19 protein-coding genes are annotated in these 22,144 nt (G+C 54.6%); 4 read left to right on the forward strand and 15 right to left on the reverse strand.

Features of this window, described 5'->3' with window-relative positions; translation table 11 throughout:
• Positions 1–482: 482 nt before the first annotated feature.
• Positions 483–4,373, reverse strand: a complete 3,891-nt coding sequence (purL, locus tag B880_RS0112705) for a phosphoribosylformylglycinamidine synthase (RefSeq protein WP_017347800.1) — start codon at positions 4,371–4,373, stop codon at positions 483–485.
• A 268-nt stretch (positions 4,374–4,641) separates the two neighbouring features.
• Here purL and mltF point away from each other — a divergent pair, with 268 nt between their 5' ends.
• A complete protein-coding gene (mltF, locus tag B880_RS0112710; protein ID WP_017347801.1) occupies positions 4,642–6,099 on the forward strand; it encodes a membrane-bound lytic murein transglycosylase MltF in 1,458 nt (485 codons plus the stop codon).
• Between the two features lie 49 nt (positions 6,100–6,148).
• Here the strand turns inward: mltF and tadA are convergent, their stop codons facing one another.
• A complete protein-coding gene (gene tadA / locus B880_RS0112715; protein ID WP_017347802.1) occupies positions 6,149–6,649 on the reverse strand; it encodes a tRNA adenosine(34) deaminase TadA in 501 nt (166 codons plus the stop codon).
• Between the two features lie 73 nt (positions 6,650–6,722).
• Complete coding sequence (yfhb, locus tag B880_RS0112720; RefSeq protein ID WP_026042624.1) at positions 6,723–7,361, reverse strand: phosphatidylglycerophosphatase C; 639 nt, start codon at positions 7,359–7,361, stop codon at positions 6,723–6,725.
• A 207-nt stretch (positions 7,362–7,568) separates the two neighbouring features.
• Between yfhb and B880_RS0112725 the strand changes: the two genes are divergently transcribed.
• The gene (locus B880_RS0112725) at positions 7,569–8,405 is read left to right on the forward strand and encodes a MurR/RpiR family transcriptional regulator (RefSeq protein WP_017347804.1); all 837 of its coding nucleotides are present in this window, start codon (positions 7,569–7,571) and stop codon (positions 8,403–8,405) included.
• A 63-nt stretch (positions 8,406–8,468) separates the two neighbouring features.
• Here B880_RS0112725 and acpS read toward each other — a convergent pair whose 3' ends face one another.
• The 11 genes from acpS to rpoE form a co-directional block, all read right to left on the reverse strand.
• Entirely contained in the window at positions 8,469–8,849 is a 381-nt protein-coding gene (acpS, locus tag B880_RS0112730; protein WP_017347805.1) for a holo-ACP synthase, read from the reverse strand.
• Positions 8,849–9,580, reverse strand: coding sequence for a pyridoxine 5'-phosphate synthase (gene pdxJ, locus B880_RS0112735; protein WP_017347806.1), 732 nt, complete (start codon positions 9,578–9,580; stop codon positions 8,849–8,851). The genes acpS and pdxJ overlap by 1 nt, the downstream gene beginning before the upstream one ends.
• A gap of 67 nt (positions 9,581–9,647) precedes the next feature.
• A complete protein-coding gene (gene recO, locus B880_RS0112740; RefSeq protein WP_017347807.1) occupies positions 9,648–10,379 on the reverse strand; it encodes a DNA repair protein RecO in 732 nt (243 codons plus the stop codon).
• Between the two features lie 3 nt (positions 10,380–10,382).
• A complete protein-coding gene (gene era, locus B880_RS0112745) occupies positions 10,383–11,291 on the reverse strand; it encodes a GTPase Era (protein ID WP_017347808.1) in 909 nt (302 codons plus the stop codon).
• A 45-nt stretch (positions 11,292–11,336) separates the two neighbouring features.
• Positions 11,337–12,017: a ribonuclease III gene (rnc, locus tag B880_RS0112750; protein WP_017347809.1), complete on the reverse strand. Its 681-nt coding sequence runs from the start codon at positions 12,015–12,017 to the stop codon at positions 11,337–11,339.
• A gap of 133 nt (positions 12,018–12,150) precedes the next feature.
• Positions 12,151–13,125: a signal peptidase I gene (lepB, locus tag B880_RS0112755; protein WP_017347810.1), complete on the reverse strand. Its 975-nt coding sequence runs from the start codon at positions 13,123–13,125 to the stop codon at positions 12,151–12,153.
• Between the two features lie 9 nt (positions 13,126–13,134).
• On the reverse strand, positions 13,135–14,934 hold the full coding sequence (gene lepA / locus B880_RS0112760) for a translation elongation factor 4 (RefSeq protein WP_017347811.1): 1,800 nt from the start codon (positions 14,932–14,934) through the stop codon (positions 13,135–13,137).
• A gap of 205 nt (positions 14,935–15,139) precedes the next feature.
• Positions 15,140–15,604, reverse strand: coding sequence for a SoxR-reducing system protein RseC (gene rseC, locus B880_RS0112765; protein WP_017347812.1), 465 nt, complete (start codon positions 15,602–15,604; stop codon positions 15,140–15,142).
• Positions 15,601–16,578, reverse strand: coding sequence for a sigma-E factor regulatory protein RseB (gene rseB / locus B880_RS0112770; protein WP_017347813.1), 978 nt, complete (start codon positions 16,576–16,578; stop codon positions 15,601–15,603). The genes rseC and rseB overlap by 4 nt, the downstream gene beginning before the upstream one ends.
• 5 nt (positions 16,579–16,583) lie before the next feature.
• Complete coding sequence (gene rseA, locus B880_RS0112775) at positions 16,584–17,240, reverse strand: anti-sigma-E factor RseA (protein ID WP_017347814.1); 657 nt, start codon at positions 17,238–17,240, stop codon at positions 16,584–16,586.
• 26 nt (positions 17,241–17,266) lie between these two features.
• Positions 17,267–17,845, reverse strand: coding sequence for an RNA polymerase sigma factor RpoE (rpoE, locus tag B880_RS0112780; RefSeq protein ID WP_010257669.1), 579 nt, complete (start codon positions 17,843–17,845; stop codon positions 17,267–17,269).
• 409 nt (positions 17,846–18,254) lie between these two features.
• On the opposite strand from rpoE, the gene nadB reads away from it, so the two are divergent.
• The gene (gene nadB, locus B880_RS0112785) at positions 18,255–19,901 is read left to right on the forward strand and encodes an L-aspartate oxidase (protein WP_017347815.1); all 1,647 of its coding nucleotides are present in this window, start codon (positions 18,255–18,257) and stop codon (positions 19,899–19,901) included.
• Here the strand turns inward: nadB and trmN are convergent.
• The gene (gene trmN / locus B880_RS0112790; protein ID WP_017347816.1) at positions 19,898–20,647 is read right to left on the reverse strand and encodes a tRNA(1)(Val) (adenine(37)-N(6))-methyltransferase TrmN; all 750 of its coding nucleotides are present in this window, start codon (positions 20,645–20,647) and stop codon (positions 19,898–19,900) included. The two genes, nadB and trmN, sit on opposite strands and share 4 nt — an antisense overlap.
• Positions 20,648–20,783: 136 nt before the next feature.
• On the opposite strand from trmN, the gene srmB reads away from it, so the two are divergent.
• Entirely contained in the window at positions 20,784–22,112 is a 1,329-nt protein-coding gene (gene srmB / locus B880_RS0112795; RefSeq protein ID WP_017347817.1) for an ATP-dependent RNA helicase SrmB, read from the forward strand.
• Positions 22,113–22,144 lie beyond the last annotated feature (32 nt).

Genomic DNA, 22,144 nt, shown 5'->3' on the forward strand with positions numbered 1-22,144 from the left:
GTAGCGCCGTGAGAGAAAAGGTGGAGCCTAACTCAACGTTACGTCCGATGCTTGATAACGTTGCAAAGCAAGCGATTATCGGTTTGGTGGACGGCAGGCTCCGTTTGGTGCGTCATTCAGGTTTTATGAGCTCTCCGCAGTGAGCGGGGCAATCATAGACAAGGCGAATGAGCCACGAACTGAGTATAGCAAATAGCGTGCCACTTTTTAAAATTTATTTACTTTCAGTAAGTTGCTATCAAGTGGCACTGATTACGACCGATTTGCGTCGTAAAAAGTGTCTCTATTTTGCGACACAAACAACGCTATTTTGACAAGCAATTACTTTTCAACAAGTTAAATGTCTCCAATTGGAGACAGGCACTCTCTGGGATTGTCGCTAAAAACCAACAATGGCGACACTTCAGCGAAAACCCCTTGGTCTCGGCCAAAAAAAAATGCCAGTCATGTTACTGACTGGCATGATTTTCAAGCGTTAAGGCTTAGCCAAGCTGCTTACGTGCATTGCGGAAGATACGCATCCACGGGCTATCTTCGCCCCACTCTGCCGGGTGCCACGAGTTGCTCACGGTACGGAACACTCGCTCCGGGTGAGGCATCATGATGGTCACGCGACCGCTTTCGTTGGTCACCGCGGTAATACCGTTTGGCGAGCCATTCGGGTTCGCTGGATAGGTTTCAGTGACTTTACCGAAGTTATCAACAAAGCGCAGTGCAACCAGACCTTTGCTCTCCAGCGCCGCCAGATGTGCGCCATCGCGCACTTCCACAAAGCCTTCACCGTGAGAAACAGCGATTGGCATATGTGAACCGGCCATGCCATCAAGCAGCAGTGACGGGCTAGCAGCCACTTCAACCAGGCTGAAGCGCGCTTCAAAACGCTCGGACTGGTTACGGACGAAGCGTGGCCACAGGTCGCTGCCTGGGATCAGCTCGCGCAGGTTCGACATCATCTGGCAGCCGTTACACACGCCCAGCGCCAGCGTCTGCGGACGATGGAAGAAGTTTTCAAACTCATCACGCACGCGGTTGTTGAACAGAATCGACTTCGCCCAACCTTCACCGGCACCCAACACGTCACCGTAAGAGAAGCCACCGCAAGCAACCAGCGCCTGGAACTCTTCCAGACCGCGTTTGCCCGCCAGCAGGTCACTCATGTGAACGTCTACTGCGGTAAAGCCCGCACGGTGGAAGGCTGCTGCCATCTCAACGTGGGAGTTAACACCTTGCTCACGCAGCACGGCGACACGCGGACGTGCGCCAGTGGCGATCATTGGCGCGGTAACATCTTCTTCTGGCTTAAAGGTCAGATGAACGTTGAGGCCAGGATCGTTGTCGTTTTTCTTCGCTTCGTGTTCCTGATCGGCACAGGCTGGGTTATCACGCAGACGCTGCATCTGCCAGGTGGTTTCTGCCCACCAGGTACGCAGTGTGGTACGGCTTTCGCTGTACACCGCGTTCTCGCCCGAACGGATCACGAAACGATCGCCCGGCTGGGCTGAACCGATGACGTGTACCGAAGCCGCCAGACCGTGGTCCGCGAAGACTTGCTCTACTGCGGCACGATCCGCTGCGTTGATCTGAATAACAGCACCCAGTTCTTCAGTGAACAGTGCTGCCAGCGCATCGTTGCCCAGGGCAGCGATATCAACTTCAACGCCACAGTGACCAGTAAAGGCCATCTCTGCCAGCGTGACCAACAGACCACCGTCTGAACGGTCGTGGTAAGCCAGCAGTTTCTGCTCGGCAACTAGCGCCTGCATGGCGTTGAAGAAGCCAGCCAGTTGCTGCGCATCACGCACGTCTGCTGGCTTATCGCCCAACTGACGATAAACCTGAGACAGCGCGGTTGCACCCAGGGTGTTAGCCCCGTTGCCAAGGTCAACCAGCAGCAGCAGGTTATCTGCCTGCGGTTGCAGCTCTGGCGTTACGGTACGGCGAACATCTTCCACACGGGCAAATGAGGTGATTACCAGTGACAATGGCGAGGTCATTTCACGCTCTTCATTGCCCTGCTGCCAGCGGGTTTTCATGGACATGGAGTCCTTGCCCACTGGAATAGTAATGCCCAGTGCCGGACACAGCTCTTCACCTACGGCCTTAACCGCTTCGTAGAGACCCGCATCTTCACCTGGGTGGCCCGCAGCTGACATCCAGTTCGCGGAGAGCTTCACGCGCTTCAGGGAGCCGATTTGCGTTGCTGCCAGGTTAGTCAGTGCTTCACCCACGGCCAGACGCGCAGAAGCGGCGAAGTCGAGCAGTGCCACTGGCGCGCGTTCGCCCAGTGCGAAGGCTTCACCGTGATAGCTGTCGAGGCTTGCGGTGGTCACGGCGCAGTTCGCTACCGGGATCTGCCATGGGCCAACCATCTGATCGCGAGCCACCATACCGGTAACGGTACGGTCACCGATAGTGATCAGGAAGGTCTTCTCTGCCACGGTCGGCAGATGCAGCACACGGTTAACCGCATCCGCTACGGTGATGCCATCACGCTTCAGCTCAGCGCCTTGCGCCTGCTGAGTAACCACATCACGGGTCATCTTCGGCGTTTTGCCCAGCAGCACGTCCAGCGGCATATCAATTGGGGTGTTGTCGAAATGGCTGTCAGCCAGTGACAGGTGCAGTTCTTCGGTGGCTTCACCGATAACTGCATAAGGTGCGCGCTCACGCTGGCACAGTGCATCGAACTCAGCCAGTTTCTCTGGGGAAACCGCCAGAACGTAACGTTCCTGAGATTCGTTACACCACACTTCCAGCGGGCTCATGCCTGGCTCATCGCTCAGCACGTCACGCAGATTGAAGCGACCACCACGGCCACCGTCGCTCACCAGCTCTGGCATCGCGTTGGACAAGCCGCCTGCACCCACATCGTGAATGAACAGGATTGGGTTGTCTTCGCCCAGCTGCCAACAGCGGTCGATCACTTCCTGACAGCGACGTTCCATTTCTGGGTTATCACGCTGTACTGACGCGAAGTCCAGATCTGCATCCGACTGACCAGACGCCATTGAAGAGGCTGCACCGCCGCCCAGACCGATATTCATCGCCGGGCCACCCAGCACGATCAGTTTCGCGCCAACGGTGATTTCACCTTTCTGCACGTGATCGCCACGGATATTACCGATACCGCCAGCCAGCATGATTGGCTTGTGATAGCCACGCAGTTCAGCGCCGTTATGGCTCTCTACGCGCTCTTCATAGGTACGGAAGTAGCCGTTCAGGGCTGGACGACCAAATTCGTTGTTGAATGCTGCACCGCCCAGTGGGCCTTCGGTCATGATATCCAGCGCGGTTACAATGCGATCTGGCTTGCCGAAATCTTCTTCCCACGGCTGTTCAAAACCAGGGATGCGCAGGTTAGAAACGGAGAAACCGACCAGACCGGCTTTTGGTTTCGCGCCACGTCCGGTTGCACCTTCATCACGGATTTCGCCACCGGAACCGGTCGCGGCACCTGGCCATGGGGAGATGGCGGTCGGGTGGTTATGGGTTTCTACTTTCATCAGGATATGTGCGTCTTCCTGATGGAACGCATATTCACCTTTAGCCGCATCCGGGTAGAAACGGCCCACTTCAGAACCTTCCATGACCGCAGCGTTGTCTTTATACGCTGACAGGACGTGGTCTGGCGTCTGCTCGAAGGTGTTTTTGATCATCTTAAACAGCGACTTCGGCTGTTTTTCACCGTCGATGATCCAGTCGGCGTTGAAGATTTTATGACGACAGTGCTCAGAGTTTGCCTGGGCAAACATGTAGAGCTCGATATCGTTCGGGTTGCGCCCGAGTTTTTCAAAGGCTGCCAGCAGGTAATCGATCTCATCGTCTGCCAGTGCCAGGCCGAGCGCGACGTTCGCCTGCTCCAGTGCCTGACGGCCACCGCCCAGGATATCCACGCTTTTCAGCGGCTGGGGTTCGTGGTGGGCAAACAGTTTTTCAGCATCAGCCAGGTCGTGGAACACCACTTCCATCATGCGGTCATGCAGCAGTGTCGCCAGTGACTGCCACTGAGCTTCGCTCAGCTGCGGTGCCTGGACGTAAAACGCCAGACCGCGTTCAATGCGGCGAACCTGCGGTAAATCGCAGTTGTGGGCAATGTCTGTGGCTTTTGAAGACCAGGGTGAGATAGTGCCAGGACGTGGCGTTACCAGCAGCAAACGCCCTTGAGGGGCATGTTCCGCGAGAGAGGGGCCATACTTCAGCAGACGCTGTAGTCGGGCTTTTTCGTCAGCGTTGAGCGGTGCACTGACATCGGCAAAATGGACGTACTCGGCGTAAATATCACTCACCGGAAGGTGAGCGTCCTGAAAGCGGGTCAGCAGTTTATTAATACGAAATGCTGACAGAGCGGGCGAACCACGCAGAATTTCCATCATTAAGATCTCTCGTCTTCGAAGCGCCGGGCGGCGCTTCATTGGGCGCAACAGGGAAAACGGGCAGTATTATAGAGAATCACCCGCCTCGACGAAACCGTTTGCGCACATTTAATTGCGATCCGGATTCGACTGAAAATTGAACAATTCTTGCTTTTAAAGTTGCTCTATGCCGCTTTGTTGCGCAAAATGCCCGTCGCTCTGGGAGCCGAAAGAAGACTAATACTGCCTGTAAAGGACAGAGGCCTGAGCGCCATAGAGAGATAACTATTTGAAACGCCTGAAATTAAACTATCTGATCATCGGTCTGATCACCGTGCTGCTCGCGCTGGCACTGTGGCCTGCCATCCCGTGGTACGGGGGCGGCAAAGATGCGATATCCCAAATACGTGCGCGAGGCGTGCTGCGAGTCAGCACGATAAATTCGCCACTGACCTACTACACCGTGAATAAACTTCCGGCGGGTATGGATTACGAACTGGCAAAACGCTTTGCTGATTATCTTGGGGTCAAGCTCCAGGTCACCGTGCGCCCGAACATTGGTGATCTGTTTGACGACCTGGATCACGGCAAGGCCGACGTGCTGGCGGCAGGGCTTATCTATAATAATGAGCGTTTGTCGCACTACCAAAGTGGCCCGAGCTACTACTCGGTCTCGCAGCAGTTGGTCTATCGCGTTGATAAAGCCAGGCCGAAAAACTTTGGCGACCTCAAAGGTCGGCTGATTGTCCCTTCGGGTTCGGCCTATCTTACTAACCTCAAAGAGGCGAAAGATAAGCAGTATCCCGATCTGGATTGGGCCATTTCGACCGATATGGGGCAGAAGTCCCTGCTGGAAGCTGTTGCGGACGGTAAGCTTGACTATACCGTTGGCGACTCTGTCACCATTGCACTGCTGCAGCGGGTTCATCCCAACTTAGCGGTGGCTTTTGATATCAGTGATGAAGAACCCGTTACCTGGTATCTGCCGCAGCGCAGTGATGACAGCCTCAATGCCGCAATGTTGGATTTCTTTAGCCAGATGGGTGAAGAAGGCGCACTGGCGCGGTTGGATGAGAAGTATTTAGGCCACGTTGGTACGTTTGATTACGTCGATACCCGCACATTCCTGCGTGCCATTGACAATACGTTGCCTAATATTCAGTCCCTGTTCCAGAAGTACTCCAGCAGTCTGGACTGGCGCTTGCTGGCAGCTATCTCTTATCAGGAGTCGCACTGGAACCCGCAGGCCACCTCACCCACCGGGGTGCGCGGCATGATGATGCTGACGCGCAATACCGCCGATAGCTTACAGGTGAGCGATCGCCTCGACCCGGAGCAGAGCATTCGCGGCGGGAGTGAGTATTTGCAGCGGATGATGGCAAAAGTGCCCTCCACCATTCCGGATGATGAGCGCATCTGGTTTGCCCTCGCCTCTTATAATATGGGGTATGCCCATATGTTGGATGCGCGCAAGCTGACGGCAAAACAGGGTGGCAACCCGGATAGCTGGGCGGACGTCAAACTGCGTCTGCCGATGCTAAGCCAGAAGCGCTACTACACGCAGACCTCCTACGGCTATGCTCGCGGCCATGAAGCCTACAATTATGTAGAGAACATCCGTAAGTACCAGATAAGCCTGGTGGGCTATCTGCAAGAGCAGGATAAGCGTTTGGCGCAGCGTAATGCGGAAGATGCTGAACTGGCGCAGGGATACCCTGCGGTAGAGCCGAAGCTGGCAATGAACTGATCAAAAAAGAGGGCGTAATGCCCTCTTCTGTTAACTAACACGTCTTGTTTTACTCGTCTTCCTGTTCGCGCAACTGTTTCCGCAGCGCCTTTTTCTGTTCACGCCGCTGGCGGAAGAAATCACTCAGCATGCCGGCACACTCCGGTGCCAGCAGGCCACCTTCCAGCACGATTTGATGGTTCATGCCCGGGTGACCAAGAATGTCGATCAGGGAACCGGCAGCGCCGGTTTTTTCATCACTGGCACCATACACCAACCGGGTTATGCGGCTGTGCACCATGGCGCCAGCGCACATGATGCAGGGTTCCAGCGTGACGTACAGCGTGGTATCCAGCAGGCGGTAATTTTCCAGAATTTTGCCGCCCTGCCGCAGCGCCATAATCTCCGCATGGGCGGTGGGATCGTGCTGACCAATAGGACGGTTCCAGCCTTCGCCAATAACGCGATCGCCCTGCACCAGCACTGCGCCCACTGGCACTTCGCCCTCATCCCAGGCGCGCTGGGCAAGTTTTAGCGCATGGCGCATCCAGTGTTCATCGTGTTGCTGCATAGTGTGCGTTCTCTCGCCCGTCAAAAGCGGCGCATTATAGCGATACCGTTCGCAGAATCGAAGCCTGTCCGCACTATTCTAGCTGCTGAAGTTCACCCAGCGGCGTCACGCGCCAGCGATGTTGGCAGAAGAACAGCAGCGGGTTGTCCTGTTTACTGTCACTGTAGCCACTGTAAAGCTGGAGTGGCGTGCCAATCCGCGCTTCAAGCTGCGCCACCTTTACATGTCCAAGGCAGCGTAATGACAGCACCCGGCCCGCGGCAAAGCGCGTCATTTGGCTGGCAATCAGGTTGACCTGAGGTAAAAACGCCGAGTCGAAGTAGACCTGCTGCACCAGAGACTGCGGCGAGCCGGTGATCAGCCAGACATCCGCATCCTCGCTGCGCAGATAATCAATCAGCCGTTGCTGCACCACGGGAAACGCCGTTACGCGCTGGCGGAACCAGCGGGCAAACTCCGCCTCTTTTCGCACCAGGGCCTTTTCGCTGTGAGCAAACGTCACCGCCCACAGCAGCAGGCTCATTGGCCAGCGCGCGGCTCGCCCCCACAGCAGCAGTCCGGCTCCTATTACGGGCAGCAATGGCAGCAGAACCAGGAGATTTAATGGCTGGCGACGTAATAAATAGCGCAGGTAAGTGCCAAACATGTCCTGCTGGTGTAAGGTGCCATCCAGATCGAAGAACACCACGCGTCGTTGCGTACCTTTTGTCAAAAAACACCTCTTTTTTCTCTTTTCATGCCTTCATTACACAGTGTAGCCATCACAAAGAGAGAGGAAACCTGTCATTTTTTATTCCAGAGATTAGAATTACCCGGCATCACGTTTTCTTCTGGTTGGGCTGACCAGGAATCTACACAGCCTGGCCAGTCAGCTTTACTCTTGTCTCCATGATGGAGGCATTTTGGAATGAGGATTCTGATGAGTTCACTCCTGCGTATACGCCAGCTTTATCCCCGCCTGACCCTGAATGAGCGACGTCTGGCGGACTTCTTACTGTCGCAGCCCGATGAGGCGCGTAATCTGAGCTCACAAAGCCTGGCAGAGGTTTCCGGCGTGAGTCAGTCTAGCGTGGTTAAGTTCGCGCAAAAGTTAGGCTATCGCGGCTTCCCGGCATTGAAGCTGGCATTGACCGAGTCGTTAGCGGATAAAGACGCGATCACGGTACACAACCACATTCTGAGCGACGACCCGTTAAAAGTGGTCGGAGAAAAATTACTGACAGAAAAACTGTCTGCCATTCGCGCGACGCTGGATATCAACAGCGAAGAGCGCCTGATGGAAGTGTTGGATCTGCTCAAGAATGCCCACCGCATTTTACTGACGGGCATGGGCGGATCTGGCCTGGTCGCGAAAGACTTTTCGTGGAAGCTGATGAAAATTGGCATCAATGCCGTGGCCGAGCAAGATATGCACGCCCTGCTTGCCAGCGTGCAGGCGATGCGCCATGGCGATGTGTTGCTGACCATCTCCTATACCGGCGAACGGCGTGAGATTAACCTGGCCGCGCAGGAAGCGGCACAGATTGGTGCTTCAGTACTGGCGTTTACGGGATTTACGCCGAATTCCTTGCAACAGATTGCCAGCCACTGCCTCTATACCGTGGCAGAAGAGCAGAGCAACCGCAGCGCCGCCATCTCATCCACCACCGCGCAGTTGGCATTGACCGATCTGCTGTTTATGGCGCTGGTGCAACAAGATCCTGAACGGGCCGCCAGCCATATTCGCCACAGCCAAAACCTGGTGAACAACCTGTAAAAAAATAAACCTTCAGCCAAAGGCGTTTGGCTGGAGGTGGGAGATAACGGCAAGATGCGGTGATTAAGACTCAATAATCACCGTGGCACAGGCGTAATGCCGCTCATCCGCCAGCGTCACATGGACGTGATTCACGCCAAGGCGCTGGGCCACTTCCGCAGCGTGGTGGAAGAAACGCAGGCCGGGCTTACCCAGCTCATCGTTGTAGACTTCAAACTGGTTAAAGGCGAGACCACCGCGAATCCCGGTGCCAAACGCTTTGGCTGCCGCTTCTTTGACGGCAAAACGCTTCGCCAGAAAACGCAGTGGCTGCCGGTGGCTCTGGTACTGCTGCCACTCGGCATCACTTAAGACCCTTCGAGCCAGGCGATCGCCTGAACGTTCGATCACTCCGGCGATACGTTCAATTTCAACAATATCGGTGCCCAGCCCAAGGATAGCCATTAGCGACGCGCTTCCCGTAACAGCTGCTTCATCTCTTTCACCGCCTCTGCCAGGCCGCTAAACACCGCACGACCAATAATGGCGTGACCAATGTTCAGTTCATGCATTTCCGGCAGTGCGGCAATCGGCAGCACATTGTGATAGGTCAGGCCGTGGCCCGCATTCACTTTTAAACCGCGGCTGGCGGCAAAGGTTGCTGCGTGGCGAATGCGCGCCAGTTCAGCGTCACGTTCCAGCCCTTCGGCGGCTTCGGCATAGGCACCGGTATGGATTTCGATATAAGGCGCACCGCTGGTCACTGCCGCTTCAATTTGACGCTCTTCGGCATCAATGAACAGAGAAACCAAAATGCCCGCACGGCTCAACTGCTGCACTGCGGCGTTAATTTTTTCCTGCTGGCCCGCCACGTCGAGGCCACCTTCGGTGGTCACTTCTTCGCGCTTTTCAGGGACCAGGCAGACAAACTGAGGTTTGATTTCACAGGCAATCGCAATCATCTCATCGGTGACTGCCATTTCGAGGTTCATCCGCGTCTGGATGGTGTCGCGCAGGATGCGAACATCACGATCGGTGATGTGACGACGATCTTCACGCAGGTGTACGGTAATGCCATCAGCCCCGGCCTGCTCAGAGATAAACGCCGCCTGTACCGGGTCCGGATAACTGGTGCCACGCGCGTTACGCACAGTAGCGATGTGATCGATATTGATCCCTAACAGCAACTCAGCCATGACAATCCTCTGTATTGTTCAGTATTGCACGCAGTGTAGCGCGACACGTCTGGCGGTGGTATGGCGATCAGGAGGTTTTCGGCCCGGCTGGCGTTTTTTTCGGCACGAACTGGCGAAACAGCTCCTGGCTTTTGAGTGGCTTACCGCCCAGATAGGGTTTGAGTGCCATACGCGTGAAGCGCTTAGCAGCGCGTAGCTGGGCTACGTCGTTAAACTGACGACTGGCCAATGCCTGGAGTTCACTGCCGGTAAAACTGCGCTGCCCTACGACCAGGCTGGCAATAAACCCTTTCTCTTCACGGTAGCTGTAGGTCATGTTGTCGGCAACCGGCTCACCGCTACCGGCGCAGTGCAGGAAATCGACGCCGTAGCCAAGGTGTCCGAGCAACGCCAGTTCAAAACGCCGTAGCGACGGTTCTGGCGATCCGCTGGTGGACGCAAGGCCTTGCAGGCAGTGGAGATAGTCGAAGAACAGTTCGCCAAACGGGATCTCCTGCTCAAGCACGCGTGAGAGCAGTTCGTTGACGTAGAGTCCGCAGTAGAGAGTGATGCCGCTGAGAGGCAGTGCGAGGGAAACCGCTTCGGCATTGCGTAGGGTTTTAACTTCACCGCGCCCACCCCAACGGACAAGCAGCGGCGTGAACGGTTGCAGCGTACCTTTAAGCTGAGAGCGTCGTGCCCGGGCACCTTTGGCCAGCACCCGCACGCGTCCGTCGCTTTCGCTGAACAGATCGAGCAGCAGGCTGGTTTCACTATAGGGGCGACTGTGTAGCACAAACGCCCGTTGCCAGCCTTCCATCAATTAGCCTTCGTCAGAGTAACCCAGGCTGCGCAGCGCACGTTCATCGTCGGCCCAGCCGGATTTGACCTTGACCCACAGCTCAAGATGCACTTTCGCTTCGAACATGTCTTCCATGTCGCGACGCGCTTCAATACCGATGGTTTTGATTTTGGCCCCTTTGTTGCCAATCACCATGCGTTTCTGGCCTTCACGTTCCACCAGAATCAGACCATTGATGTCGTAACCGCCGCGATCGTTAGAGACAAACTGCTCAATCTCAACCGTGACAGAATACGGCAGTTCTGCACCGAGGAAGCGCATCAGTTTTTCACGGATGATCTCAGAAGCCATAAAGCGCTGAGAGCGATCGGTGATGTAGTCTTCCGGGAAGTGATGCTCGGACTGCGGCAAATGTTTACGCGCGATCTGGGCAATGGTATCCACGTTCTGGCCGCTTTCCGCAGAAATAGGCACGATGTCGAGGAAGTCCATCTGCTGGCTAAGGAACTGCAGATGTGGCAACAGGATGCTCTTATCCTGAATGTTGTCGACTTTGTTGATCGCCAGGATGACCGGCACGGTGCCGCCACGCAGCTTGTTTAACACCATTTCATCATCGGGTGTCCAGCGCGTGCCTTCTACCACAAATACGACCAGTTCAACATCACCGATGGAGCTACTGGCGGCACGGTTCATCAAACGGTTGATGGCGCGCTTCTCTTCCATGTGCAGCCCTGGTGTATCCACATAAATGGCCTGATAGGCCCCTTCCGTGTGAATACCCATAATGCGGTGACGCGTGGTCTGCGGTTTACGCGATGTGATCGACACTTTCTGCCCCAGTAACTGGTTCAGTAAAGTGGATTTGCCAACGTTAGGTCGGCCAACAATCGCGACAAAGCCGCTATAGGTTACTTCTTGTTCGCTCATTCGAGTCCTGACTTTTTCAACGCCTGTTCAGGCGCTGCGATTTAGCTATTCGAGACCAAGTTTGATCAGCGCTTGTTCCGCTGCGGCTTGCTCTGCTTTGCGTCGGCTTGAACCAACGCCAACTACCGGTTCAACCATGCCACTGACCTGGCAGTGAATGGTGAACTCCTGATCGTGGGCTTCACCACGCACCTGCACCACCAGATAAGAAGGCAGCGGCAAATGGCGCCCCTGCAGGAACTCCTGCAGACGGGTTTTGGGATCTTTTTGTTTATCGCCTGGGCTAATCTCATCAAGGCGAGTTTGATACCAGTTGAGGATCAACTGCTCGACCTGCTGAATATTGCTGTCGAGGAAAATACCGCCAATCAGTGCTTCAACGGTATCCGCCAGAATCGACTCGCGACGAAAACCGCCGCTTTTCAGCTCACCGGGGCCAAGGCGCAGACATTCGCCAAGGTCAAATTCTCGTGCCATCTCCGCCAGGGTATTCCCGCGCACCAAAGTGGCACGCATACGGCTCATATCCCCTTCGTCCACACGTGGGAAGCGATGATAGAGCGCATTGGCAATGACATAGCTGAGAATGGAATCACCCAGGAATTCGAGACGCTCGTTATGTTTACTGCTGGCACTGCGGTGAGTCAGAGCCTGCTGAAGCAATTCCGGATGAGTAAAAGTGTAGCCCAGTTTACGCTGAAGCTTATTAATCAGGATGGGATTCATGCGATTCCAGTTCTTTTTGTACGTCTGTTACTCTGCATACGAAACAGGGCTGACCTTCCAACTCATGCTGTTTAGTGTGCAGTGGCTCCCCGTAGGGAGCCAGCCGATTAACCCCGCCGCAGCGGGATTGCTGTTAGTGAATACCACCGATACGACTCAGTCGTACGCCGGTTGGCCACTTACCTTCTTGTTTCTCAAAGCTCATCCAGATCGCTACCGCTTTGCCCACCAGGTTCTTCTCTGGCACAAAGCCCCAATAACGGCTGTCTGCGCTGTTGTCACGGTTATCGCCCATCATGAAGTACTGACCTTGCGGCACCACCCACGTTGACTGTGGCTGGCCTGGCTGCTGGTAGTACATGCCTGGCTGGCTTGGTGCTTCATTCACCAGCAGGATGTCATGAGTAACAGTGCCTAAAGTCTCTTTGCGTGTACCTAACCGTAGACCACCGCGCAGGGTTTCGCCTTGTGGTAACTGATAAAAACCGCTGCCGCTTTCATTGCCGTCAAAGCCACTGAAAGTCTGCACAAAGTTACTTGGCTCGATATTTGTGTAGGTCACTGGCAACGCGCTGGTGCAAGACTGGCCTTCACCACAACCTGGATTCACCGTCAGCGTCTTGCTGATAGGGTCAAACACCACTTTATCGCCCGGCAGGCCGATAACGCGCTTAATGTAGTCCACGCTTGGATCTTTCGGGTACTTAAATACCGCCACATCGCCACGCTGTGGATGCCCGGTAGGGATCAGCGTGGTTTGTGTGATCGGGTCTTTAATGCCGTAAGCAAACTTCTCGACCAGGATGAAATCACCGATTAACAGCGTTGGCATCATTGAACCCGATGGGATCTGGAAGGGTTCAACGATAAACGAACGCACGACGAACACCACCAACAGCACCGGAAACACCGAAGCGGCTGTCTCTACCCAGCCAGGCTGAGCAGAGACTTTTGCCAGGGTTTTGCTGTCAATGCTATTCCCCGTCTGCGCCTGAGCAGCAGCCTGTTTAGCACGACGCTTAGGTGCCCACTTAAAGCGATCAAGACACCAGATAATCCCTGTGATCAGCGTAGCTAACGCCAGTAACAGTGCGAACATATTAGCCATTACAATTCCTTATTTGCTGTCTTTACCGACATGCAGAATGGCAAGGAAGGCTTCCTGCGGCAGTTCAACGTTTCCTACCTGCTTCATGCGCTTCTTACCGTCTTTCTGCTTCTGCAACAGCTTTTTCTTACGGCTGACGTCACCGCCATAGCATTTCGCCAGGACGTTTTTACGCAGCTGCTTCACTGTTGAGCGAGCAATAATGTGGTTGCCGATCGCCGCCTGAATCGCAATATCGAACTGCTGACGAGGGATCAGATCTTTCATCTTCTCCACTAAGTCGCGGCCACGGTACTGTGAGTTATCGCGGTGGGTGATCAGCGCCAGCGCATCAACACGTTCTGAGTTAATCATTACGTCGACGCGCACCATGTCAGAGGCCTGGAAACGTTTGAAATTATAATCGAGCGAAGCATAGCCGCGTGACGTTGATTTCAGACGGTCGAAGAAGTCGAGAACCACTTCTGCCATCGGAATTTCATAGGTCAGTGCAACCTGCTTGCCGTGGTAAACCATGTTGGTCTGAACACCACGTTTCTCAATGCACAGTGTGATGACATTGCCCAGATATTCCTGTGGCAACAGCATGTGACACTCAGCGATTGGCTCACGCAGTTCTTCAATATTATTCAATGGTGGCAGCTTGGACGGGCTGTCTACGTACACGGTTTGACCATCAGTGGTCAGCACTTCATAGACAACCGTTGGCGCTGTGGTGATCAGGTCGAGATCGTATTCACGCTCCAGACGCTCCTGAATGATCTCCATGTGCAGCAGACCCAGGAAGCCGATGCGGAAACCGAAGCCCAGCGCCGTTGAGCTCTCTGGCTCATAGAACAGCGAGGCATCGTTCAGGCTCAGTTTGCCCAGCGCATCACGGAATGCTTCATAATCATCAGAGCTGATCGGGAACAGGCCCGCATAAACCTGCGGCTTCACTTTCTTAAAGCCAGGCAGAACTTTATCCGCTGGATTGCGTTGCAGCGTCAGCGTATCGCCCACCGGGGCGCCGAGGATATCTTTGATGGCGCAAACCAGCCAGCCTACTTCACCGCAATTCAGTTCATTGCGATCAACCTGCTTCGGCGTGAAGATACCCAGACGGTCAGCGTTATAAGTCTGACCGGTACTCATGACTTTGACTTTGTCGCCTTTACGCAGCGTACCGTTTTTAATACGGATCAGAGACACGACGCCGAGGTAGTTATCAAACCAGGAGTCGATGATCAGCGCCTGCAGTGGGCCTTCTGGATCGCCTTCCGGTGGTGGGATATCACGCACCAGGCGCTCAAGCACATCAGGCACGCCTACGCCGGTTTTAGCCGAGCAGCGCACAGCATCAGCCGCGTCGATGCCGACGATATCTTCAATCTCTTCGGCTACGCGCTCAGGATCGGCGGCTGGCAGGTCGATTTTGTTCAGTACCGGTACAACTTCCAGATCCATTTCCATGGCGGTGTAGCAGTTTGCCAGGGTCTGTGCTTCTACGCCCTGCCCTGCGTCAACCACCAGCAGTGCCCCTTCACAGGCAGCCAGAGAACGCGAAACTTCATAGGAGAAGTCAACGTGGCCGGGAGTATCGATAAAATTGAGCTGGTAAGTTTCACCGTTCAACGCTTTGTAATCGAGGGTTACGCTCTGCGCTTTGATGGTAATACCGCGTTCACGTTCCAGATCCATGGAGTCCAGAACCTGCGCAGCCATCTCACGATCGCTCAAGCCACCACAAATTTGAATCAGTCGGTCTGAGAGCGTGGATTTGCCGTGGTCGATGTGTGCGATGATGGAGAAATTTCGTATGTGCTTCATTTATATGAATATCTTCACGTAGACTATCAGTTAAAAACCTGAGCACAGACACATTCAGGAAGATCGCTCTTAACCCACAATCCTGTCAGCCCATTAATGACGACGCATATTACACTGTTAGCGCCGCGCATAAAAGAATGGAACACAATGGATTTTTCCGGTTACAGCAGGAAAAAGGCCGCGAAGTTCGCGGCCTGTTGGCAATCTACTCGACTGGCTCGATGCGGAGTGCATCCGGCGGCAAGGTGATGTTGAGAATCACCGGCTGAAAGGCTTCCCGATCACCCAAAAGTGTGGATAACCCTTTGGCGATAATAAAGCCGCCAACGCCTCCCAACAGGGCACCACAGGCAGCAGCCAGATCGCTCTGGAACAGCAGTTGAAACAGGCCAGCAACCACAAACAGGCCGATGAGCGGCGTCATGTAGACCAGCAGCGCAGAACCTAACAGGCTGCTTTCACGGATGCCGATTTCAATGCGCTGTCCTGGCTGCAACGGCTTATCGCTGTTGATGGTCATCACATGCGCATCTTTGGGGCCCATCTTGTTCAGCATCGCGCTGCCGCAACCTTTGCGCGCCGAGCAGCTGTTACAGGAGGTTTTCGCCTCCGAATGTAACGTTGCTACGCCATCCTGCCATGCCACTACGGTGGCCCATTCTCTCATCATTGTTGTGACCCCAAATTCACGCTGTCCGCAATATGTTTGGCCGTAGCGGGTGGTAATTCGCCCACCACGGTAATCTCACTATTATCGCGCACTTCGGTTTGCACCGTACGACGTCCAGTGCGCAATATCTGCGTCACACTGTTTTTATCGGCGGGTGTCACATTAATGGTGAAGCTAAACAGGCCATCGCTGTAGAGCCGCGACTCCACGGTTTTACTCAGCGCAGGAATTTCACGGCGGTTCTGTGCCACCAGTTTCATCCCCGCAGGCAACCATTCTGGCTGCCACGCCAGCGACACTTTGTCGCCCTGCGGGACGGAGAGCACCGGGGGAAGATTGGCTTTTTGCAGCCCCTGCATCACAGTGCGCACGCCTTCATCCACCGCGAAACTGGTGACACGGAACTGCTCCAGCGTTTCGCCGTCGTGATCGAGCAGATCGATGCGCAGCGGCAGCTTAGTATCCATATCCAGCCACGCGACGTAGCTGTAGCGCGTACCATCACGCGATACCACTCGCACCACTTCACACATTTGATCGGCAACGCGTGCGCGACCCACTGCGATGAAATCGTAGTTAGCGGAGAGCTGTTTAAAATCCGCGAAGACCAGAGACGGCAACGCATCGATAATATGATCGCCAGGCAGTGAGAAGGGATCGAGGCCGGGTTCAAAATAGCTGATTTCATTACCGCGCTGAATCACCTCGCGTCGAGGCCCATCCATTTGCAGTAACTGAACGTAAGACTGGTGATTGATAACCGCATGGCGATAACGCAGGGATTCAATGCCAACGCGGCTAACGTTGATGTAGGCGAACTCATAATTGAGATTCAGGCTCGCCTGTTCCATCTGTTGCAGTAACACAGAGGTATCAGGCGCCGCGCTAACAGGCGGCGGCGTCTGAGCCAAAGCGGTAGTGGACCACAACAAGCTGCCTGCCAACAGGCTTACGGCGCACCAAAGTTGCTTCATTACCGCTACTGTATACCTAAGGTCTGGTTACCAGGGACTTCAGCTTGTGCCTGCTGAGGTGCATTCTGATCGATCTGCGTACGATCGGCATGTAAACGGCGTTGCAGTTCATAGTCCTGCAACATCGCATTCACGCGACGACGCTGTTCCTGCACCTGCTGAGTGGTACCGCTGGTGTCAAAAACATCGGCAGAAGGAACACCCAGGCTAACAGGCGATGCTTTGCCCATCATCGGCAGCGTGTTAAACACCGGGGAATCAGAAGATTCCGTGCCTGGAGTGCTACCGTGCTGGTTGTACTGCTGTACACCCACAATCACGGCCAGTGAAACACAAGCAGCCACACCCACCTGGGTCAACTGTGCGGCCCACGGACGTGCTTTGCGCCAGAATGGCATTTTTTCCCAGCGTGACGGTTCCGGTTGTGCTTCGGGCAGCAACGGGGTCACGTTGGAGCGTGCCGGCTCAAGCTCAATAGCTGCTGCCACGCGCGCACTGATATCAAAATGCAGAACTTCACCTACATCGCCGCGCATTGTATCGCGGACCAGATGGTAGCGCTGCCATTGCTGTTGCAGCTCTACATCCCTCGATAACGTTGAAATCAGCTCGTTATCTAAAGTTTCACCATCCATTAGAGCGGAAAGTTGTTCTTTCTGCATGCCTTAAACCCTTCCAGTAGCCGTTATCACTGACGTTGGATAAGCGGTTGAACTTTATTATCAATAGCCTCTCGTGCCCGGAAAATACGTGAACGTACAGTGCCTACCGGGCAATCCATTATGACGGCGATCTCTTCGTAACTTAGTCCATCCAACTCACGCAGGGTAATCGCCATGCGTAAATCTTCCGGCAGTGCCTCAATGGTACGAAAGACAATTTGTTTCAATTCTTCTGACAACATTAAATTCTCAGGGTTCGAAATTTCTTTGAGCGCACCCGCACTCTCGAAATTTTCTGCGTCGATCGCGTCCACATCGCTCGAAGGAGGACGACGCCCCTGGGCCACCAGATAGTTTTTTGCTGTGTTAACAGCAATCCGGTACAGCCATGTATAAAACGCGCTATCGCCACGGAATGAATCCAGTGCGCGATACGCCTTAATGAAAGATTCCTGCACCACATCTGGCACATCGCCAGACGGGACATAACGTGAAACCAGGCTTGCTACTTTATGTTGATAGCGAATGACCAGAAGATTGAACGCTTTCTGATCGCCTTTCTGCACACGTTCAACGAGAACCTGATCCGTTAACTGCTCGCTCATCCGAGGTAATGTCTCCCCAAACTCTTTTTTACGCGTAATTGAACTGCCAGCACATCCAGATACTTCTGAGCAAGCATCCGCTTTGAGTAGCCCTTTGGCCTAAAGTTCAATTCCGTCCTTTTTTTGCTGTTTCACGTTGATGCACAACTTGTTGTTGATTCTCTTACATTGTACTTCACCGTGCGCGATCAGGGGCGCCAGGCCTGAGCATCAAATTGCTGGCAGAGTACCTTATGCGGGGCAATTTTTCATCACAAAATCCCCTTTTGACTCAAAGTGTTTGATATAAAAAACCCTGATGAATGAAAGATGACATTAACTTTCTGAATAACGGCAGTAGCGGCATGAATTGCGCTTCTTTTTGCTGACAATGTGCGCTAAGCACTTCACATCCCCCGCCAGTACGCTTATGCTCGCCCTATCACTGTTTAGTAAATTAAACACCATTATGACTACTCATCCTGATTATGATTGTGACGTTTTGATTGTTGGCAGTGGCGCAGCAGGCCTCTCTCTGGCCCTGCGTCTGGCGGCTAACTATCAGGTTTTACTGCTGAGCAAAGCAGAGATCAACGAAGGTTCGACGTTGTATGCACAGGGCGGCATTGCTGCGGTGTTTGATGAAACTGACAGTATCGAATCGCACATTGAAGATACGCTGATCGCCGGGGCTGGCCTGTGTGACCGTCAGGCGGTCTCTTTCATTGCCAGCCACGCGCGGGAGTGCGTGCAGTGGTTGATCGACAACGGCGTCTCTTTTGACCTTGATCCCCAGGCCGGTGGCGATATGCGCTACCACCTTGCTCAGGAAGGGGGCCACAGTCATCGTCGCATTCTGCATAACGCCGATGCCACCGGGCGCGAGGTCGAAACCACATTGGTTGGGCAGGCGCTGAGCCATCCCAACATCCGTATTCTGGAACGCACTAACGCCGTCGACTTAATCCTCTCTGACAAGCTAGGCTTGCCGGGGCCGCGCCGCGCGGTGGGGGCGTGGATCTGGAACCGCAACCGTGAACAGGTAGAGACCTGCCGTGCGCGTTCTGTGGTGCTGGCCACTGGCGGTGCCGCCAAAGTGTATCAGTACACCACCAACCCCGATGTCGCTTCAGGCGACGGGATTGCGATGGCCTGGCGCGCCGGATGCCGCGTCGCCAATCTGGAATTTAATCAGTTCCACCCAACCTGCCTGTTCCATCCCCAGGCGCAGAGCTTTTTGCTGACCGAAGCCCTGCGTGGTGAAGGTGCACGCCTGTTACGCCCGGACGGCAGCCGCTTCATGCCAGACTTTGATGCGCGCGGTGAACTCGCGCCGCGTGACGTGGTGGCTCGCGCTATCGATCATGAAATGAAACGGCTCGGCGTGGACTGCATGTACCTGGATATCAGCCACCAGCCCGAGGCGTTTGTGCGCAGCCACTTCCCGATGATCTACGACAAGCTGCTGAGCTTTGGCTTTGATTTAACCCGTGATGCCATTCCCGTGGTGCCTGCCGCCCACTACACCTGCGGCGGCGTGATGGTGGATCAGAACGGCGCGACGGATGTCGCTGGCTTATATGCCATTGGCGAAGTGAGTTATACCGGGCTGCACGGTGCGAATCGCATGGCGTCCAACTCGCTGCTGGAGTGTCTGGTGTATGGCTGGTCAGCGGCAGAAGACCTGCTGCGCACGCTGCCCAACGTTAGCAAAGTTGATCAGCTACCGGCGTGGGATGAAAGCCAGGTCGATGATGCCGATGAGCGCGTGGTGATTCAGCATAACTGGCACGAGCTACGTCTGCTGATGTGGGATTATGTCGGGATTGTGCGCACCACTAAGCGCCTGGAGCGAGCGCTGCGGCGTATTTTGCTGCTGCAACAGGAGATCGATGAGTACTACGCGCACTTCCGTCTGTCGAATAACCTGCTGGAGTTACGCAATCTGGTGCAGGTGGCCGAGCTGATGGTACGTTCGGCCCTGGATCGTAAGGAGAGTCGGGGGCTGCACTACACCCGCGACTATCCAGATTTGCTGCCCGAAGCGCTGCCGACGATTTTGCAACCGCAGCATTAACGGAACAGATAGAAGTCCTGCACCAGGCTCAACCAGTCTGCCGCATAGCTTTTATCTTCATCACGAATGGCGAGACGTTCCAGCAACGTTTCGCCCGCCGTGGGTGAAAAGCCCAACACCAGGCGGTTTGGCGGACGCTGCACATAGGGGGAAACATCGAGGCGATAACGCAGATGCCATCCCTCTTCCTGCGCCAGGGTAATTAACGCTTCTCCTGAATCTTCCGGCAGCACCACACAAAATAATCCCTCCTCCTCGATTAACTGGGCGGCACAACGCAGCAGCGTGGGATGGTCTAACGTAGTGGTACTGCGAGCGGCATCGCGTTCAACGCTGCTTGATGCCGTGCCCGGGGTGAAAAACGGCGGATTACTCACAATCAATGAATAGCGTTTTTCGCACTGCTCACTCCAGCTGACAATGTCCTGAGGAAACACCTGCATGCGGTTAGCCCAAGGCGACGCCGTAAAATTATCTTGCGCCTGGCTCGCCGCATTCGCTTCCAGTTCCACCGCATCAATGGTCACCGCTTCTGGCGTGCGCTGTGCCAGCATCAGTGCGATCAGGCCGCTGCCACAGCCAATATCCAGCACACTGCGCACACCAGCTACCGGAGCCCAGGCACCGAGCAGCACGCCATCGGTGCCCACTTTCATGGCGCAACGATCGTGTGCGACAAAAAATTGCTTAAAAGTGAAACCATCTTTTCTTAAAATTGCCCGCGATTGCGGCTGGTCCTGAGACATGCGTAACTACCATTGAATTTTTTACTGCCGCGAGTGTAACGTGGTAAAGACGGGAATTCACCTTCACCTGCGAACACAAACAGATGAAGATTGTGGCTGAACTGTCTATAATCAGCGCCCCAAACTGAGGTAGACCATGACCGTAACCACTTTTTCCGAACTCGAACTCGACGAAAGCCTGCTGAAAGCTCTGCAGGATAAAGGCTTCACGCGCCCTACAGCGATTCAGGCTGTTGCAATCCCGCCCGCGCTAGAGGGCCGTGACGTGTTGGGTTCGGCACCAACCGGAACGGGGAAAACCGCGGCCTATCTGCTGCCCGCGCTACAACACCTGATCGACTTTCCGCGTAAAAAATCCGGCCCACCCCGTATTCTGATCCTGACGCCAACCCGTGAGCTGGCGATGCAGGTAGCCGATCACGCACGTGAACTGGCGCAACACACGCATCTGGACATCGCAACCATCACCGGTGGCGTTGCCTTTATGAACCACGCTGAAGTCTTCAGCGAAAACCAGGATATCGTGGTTGCGACCACTGGCCGCCTGCTGCAATACATCAAAGAAGAGAACTTCGACTGCCGCGCCGTTGAAACGCTGATCCTTGATGAAGCTGACCGCATGCTGGACATGGGCTTTGCCCAGGATATCGAAACCATCGCGGCAGAAACCCGCTGGCGTAAACAGACATTACTGTTCTCTGCCACGCTGGAAGGCGACAGCATCAAAGATTTCGCCGAGCGCCTGCTGGAAGATCCGGTCCCGGTAGATGCTGATCCAAGCCGCCGCGAACGTAAAAAAATCAATCAGTACTATTTCCGTGCTGATGACGTAGAACACAAAACCAAACTGCTGGTTCACCTGCTGAATCAACCAGAAATGGAACGTACCATTGTGTTCGTACGTAAACGTGAGCGCCTGCACGAACTGGTAGGTTGGCTGCATGAAGCGGGTATTCGTAGCTGCTATCTCGAAGGTGAGATGGTGCAGGCCAAACGTAACGAAGCAATTAAACGCATTAGCGATGGCCGCGTGAACCTGCTGGTCGCGACCGATGTCGCCGCGCGTGGTATCGATATCGATGATGTGACCCACGTCATCAACTTCGATATGCCACGCACCGCAGATACCTACCTGCACCGCATTGGCCGTACCGGCCGCGCCGGTAAAAAAGGCACCGCTATTTCACTGGTTGAAGCCCATGACCACCTGCTGATGCAAAAAATTGGCCGCTACATCGACGAGCCGCTGAAAATGCGCGTCATTGATGAACTGCGTCCAACTACCCGTGCGCAGAGTGCGAAAGTCACCGGCAAACCGTCGAAAAAAGTGCTGGCGAAGCGTAAAGAGCAAAAAGAGAAAGAAGCGGAAAAACCGCGTGTGAAAAAACGCCACCGCGACACCAAAAACGTCGGTAAGCGCCGCAAGCCTAGCAGCTCGACGCCATCGAACGAGGGTGCGGAATAAAACCGCACCAGATAAAAAATCGCCCCCTGTTG

It is taken from the genome of Pantoea sp. A4 (assembly GCF_000295955.2).
Classification (GTDB): Bacteria; Pseudomonadota; Gammaproteobacteria; order Enterobacterales; family Enterobacteriaceae; genus Pantoea; species Pantoea multigeneris.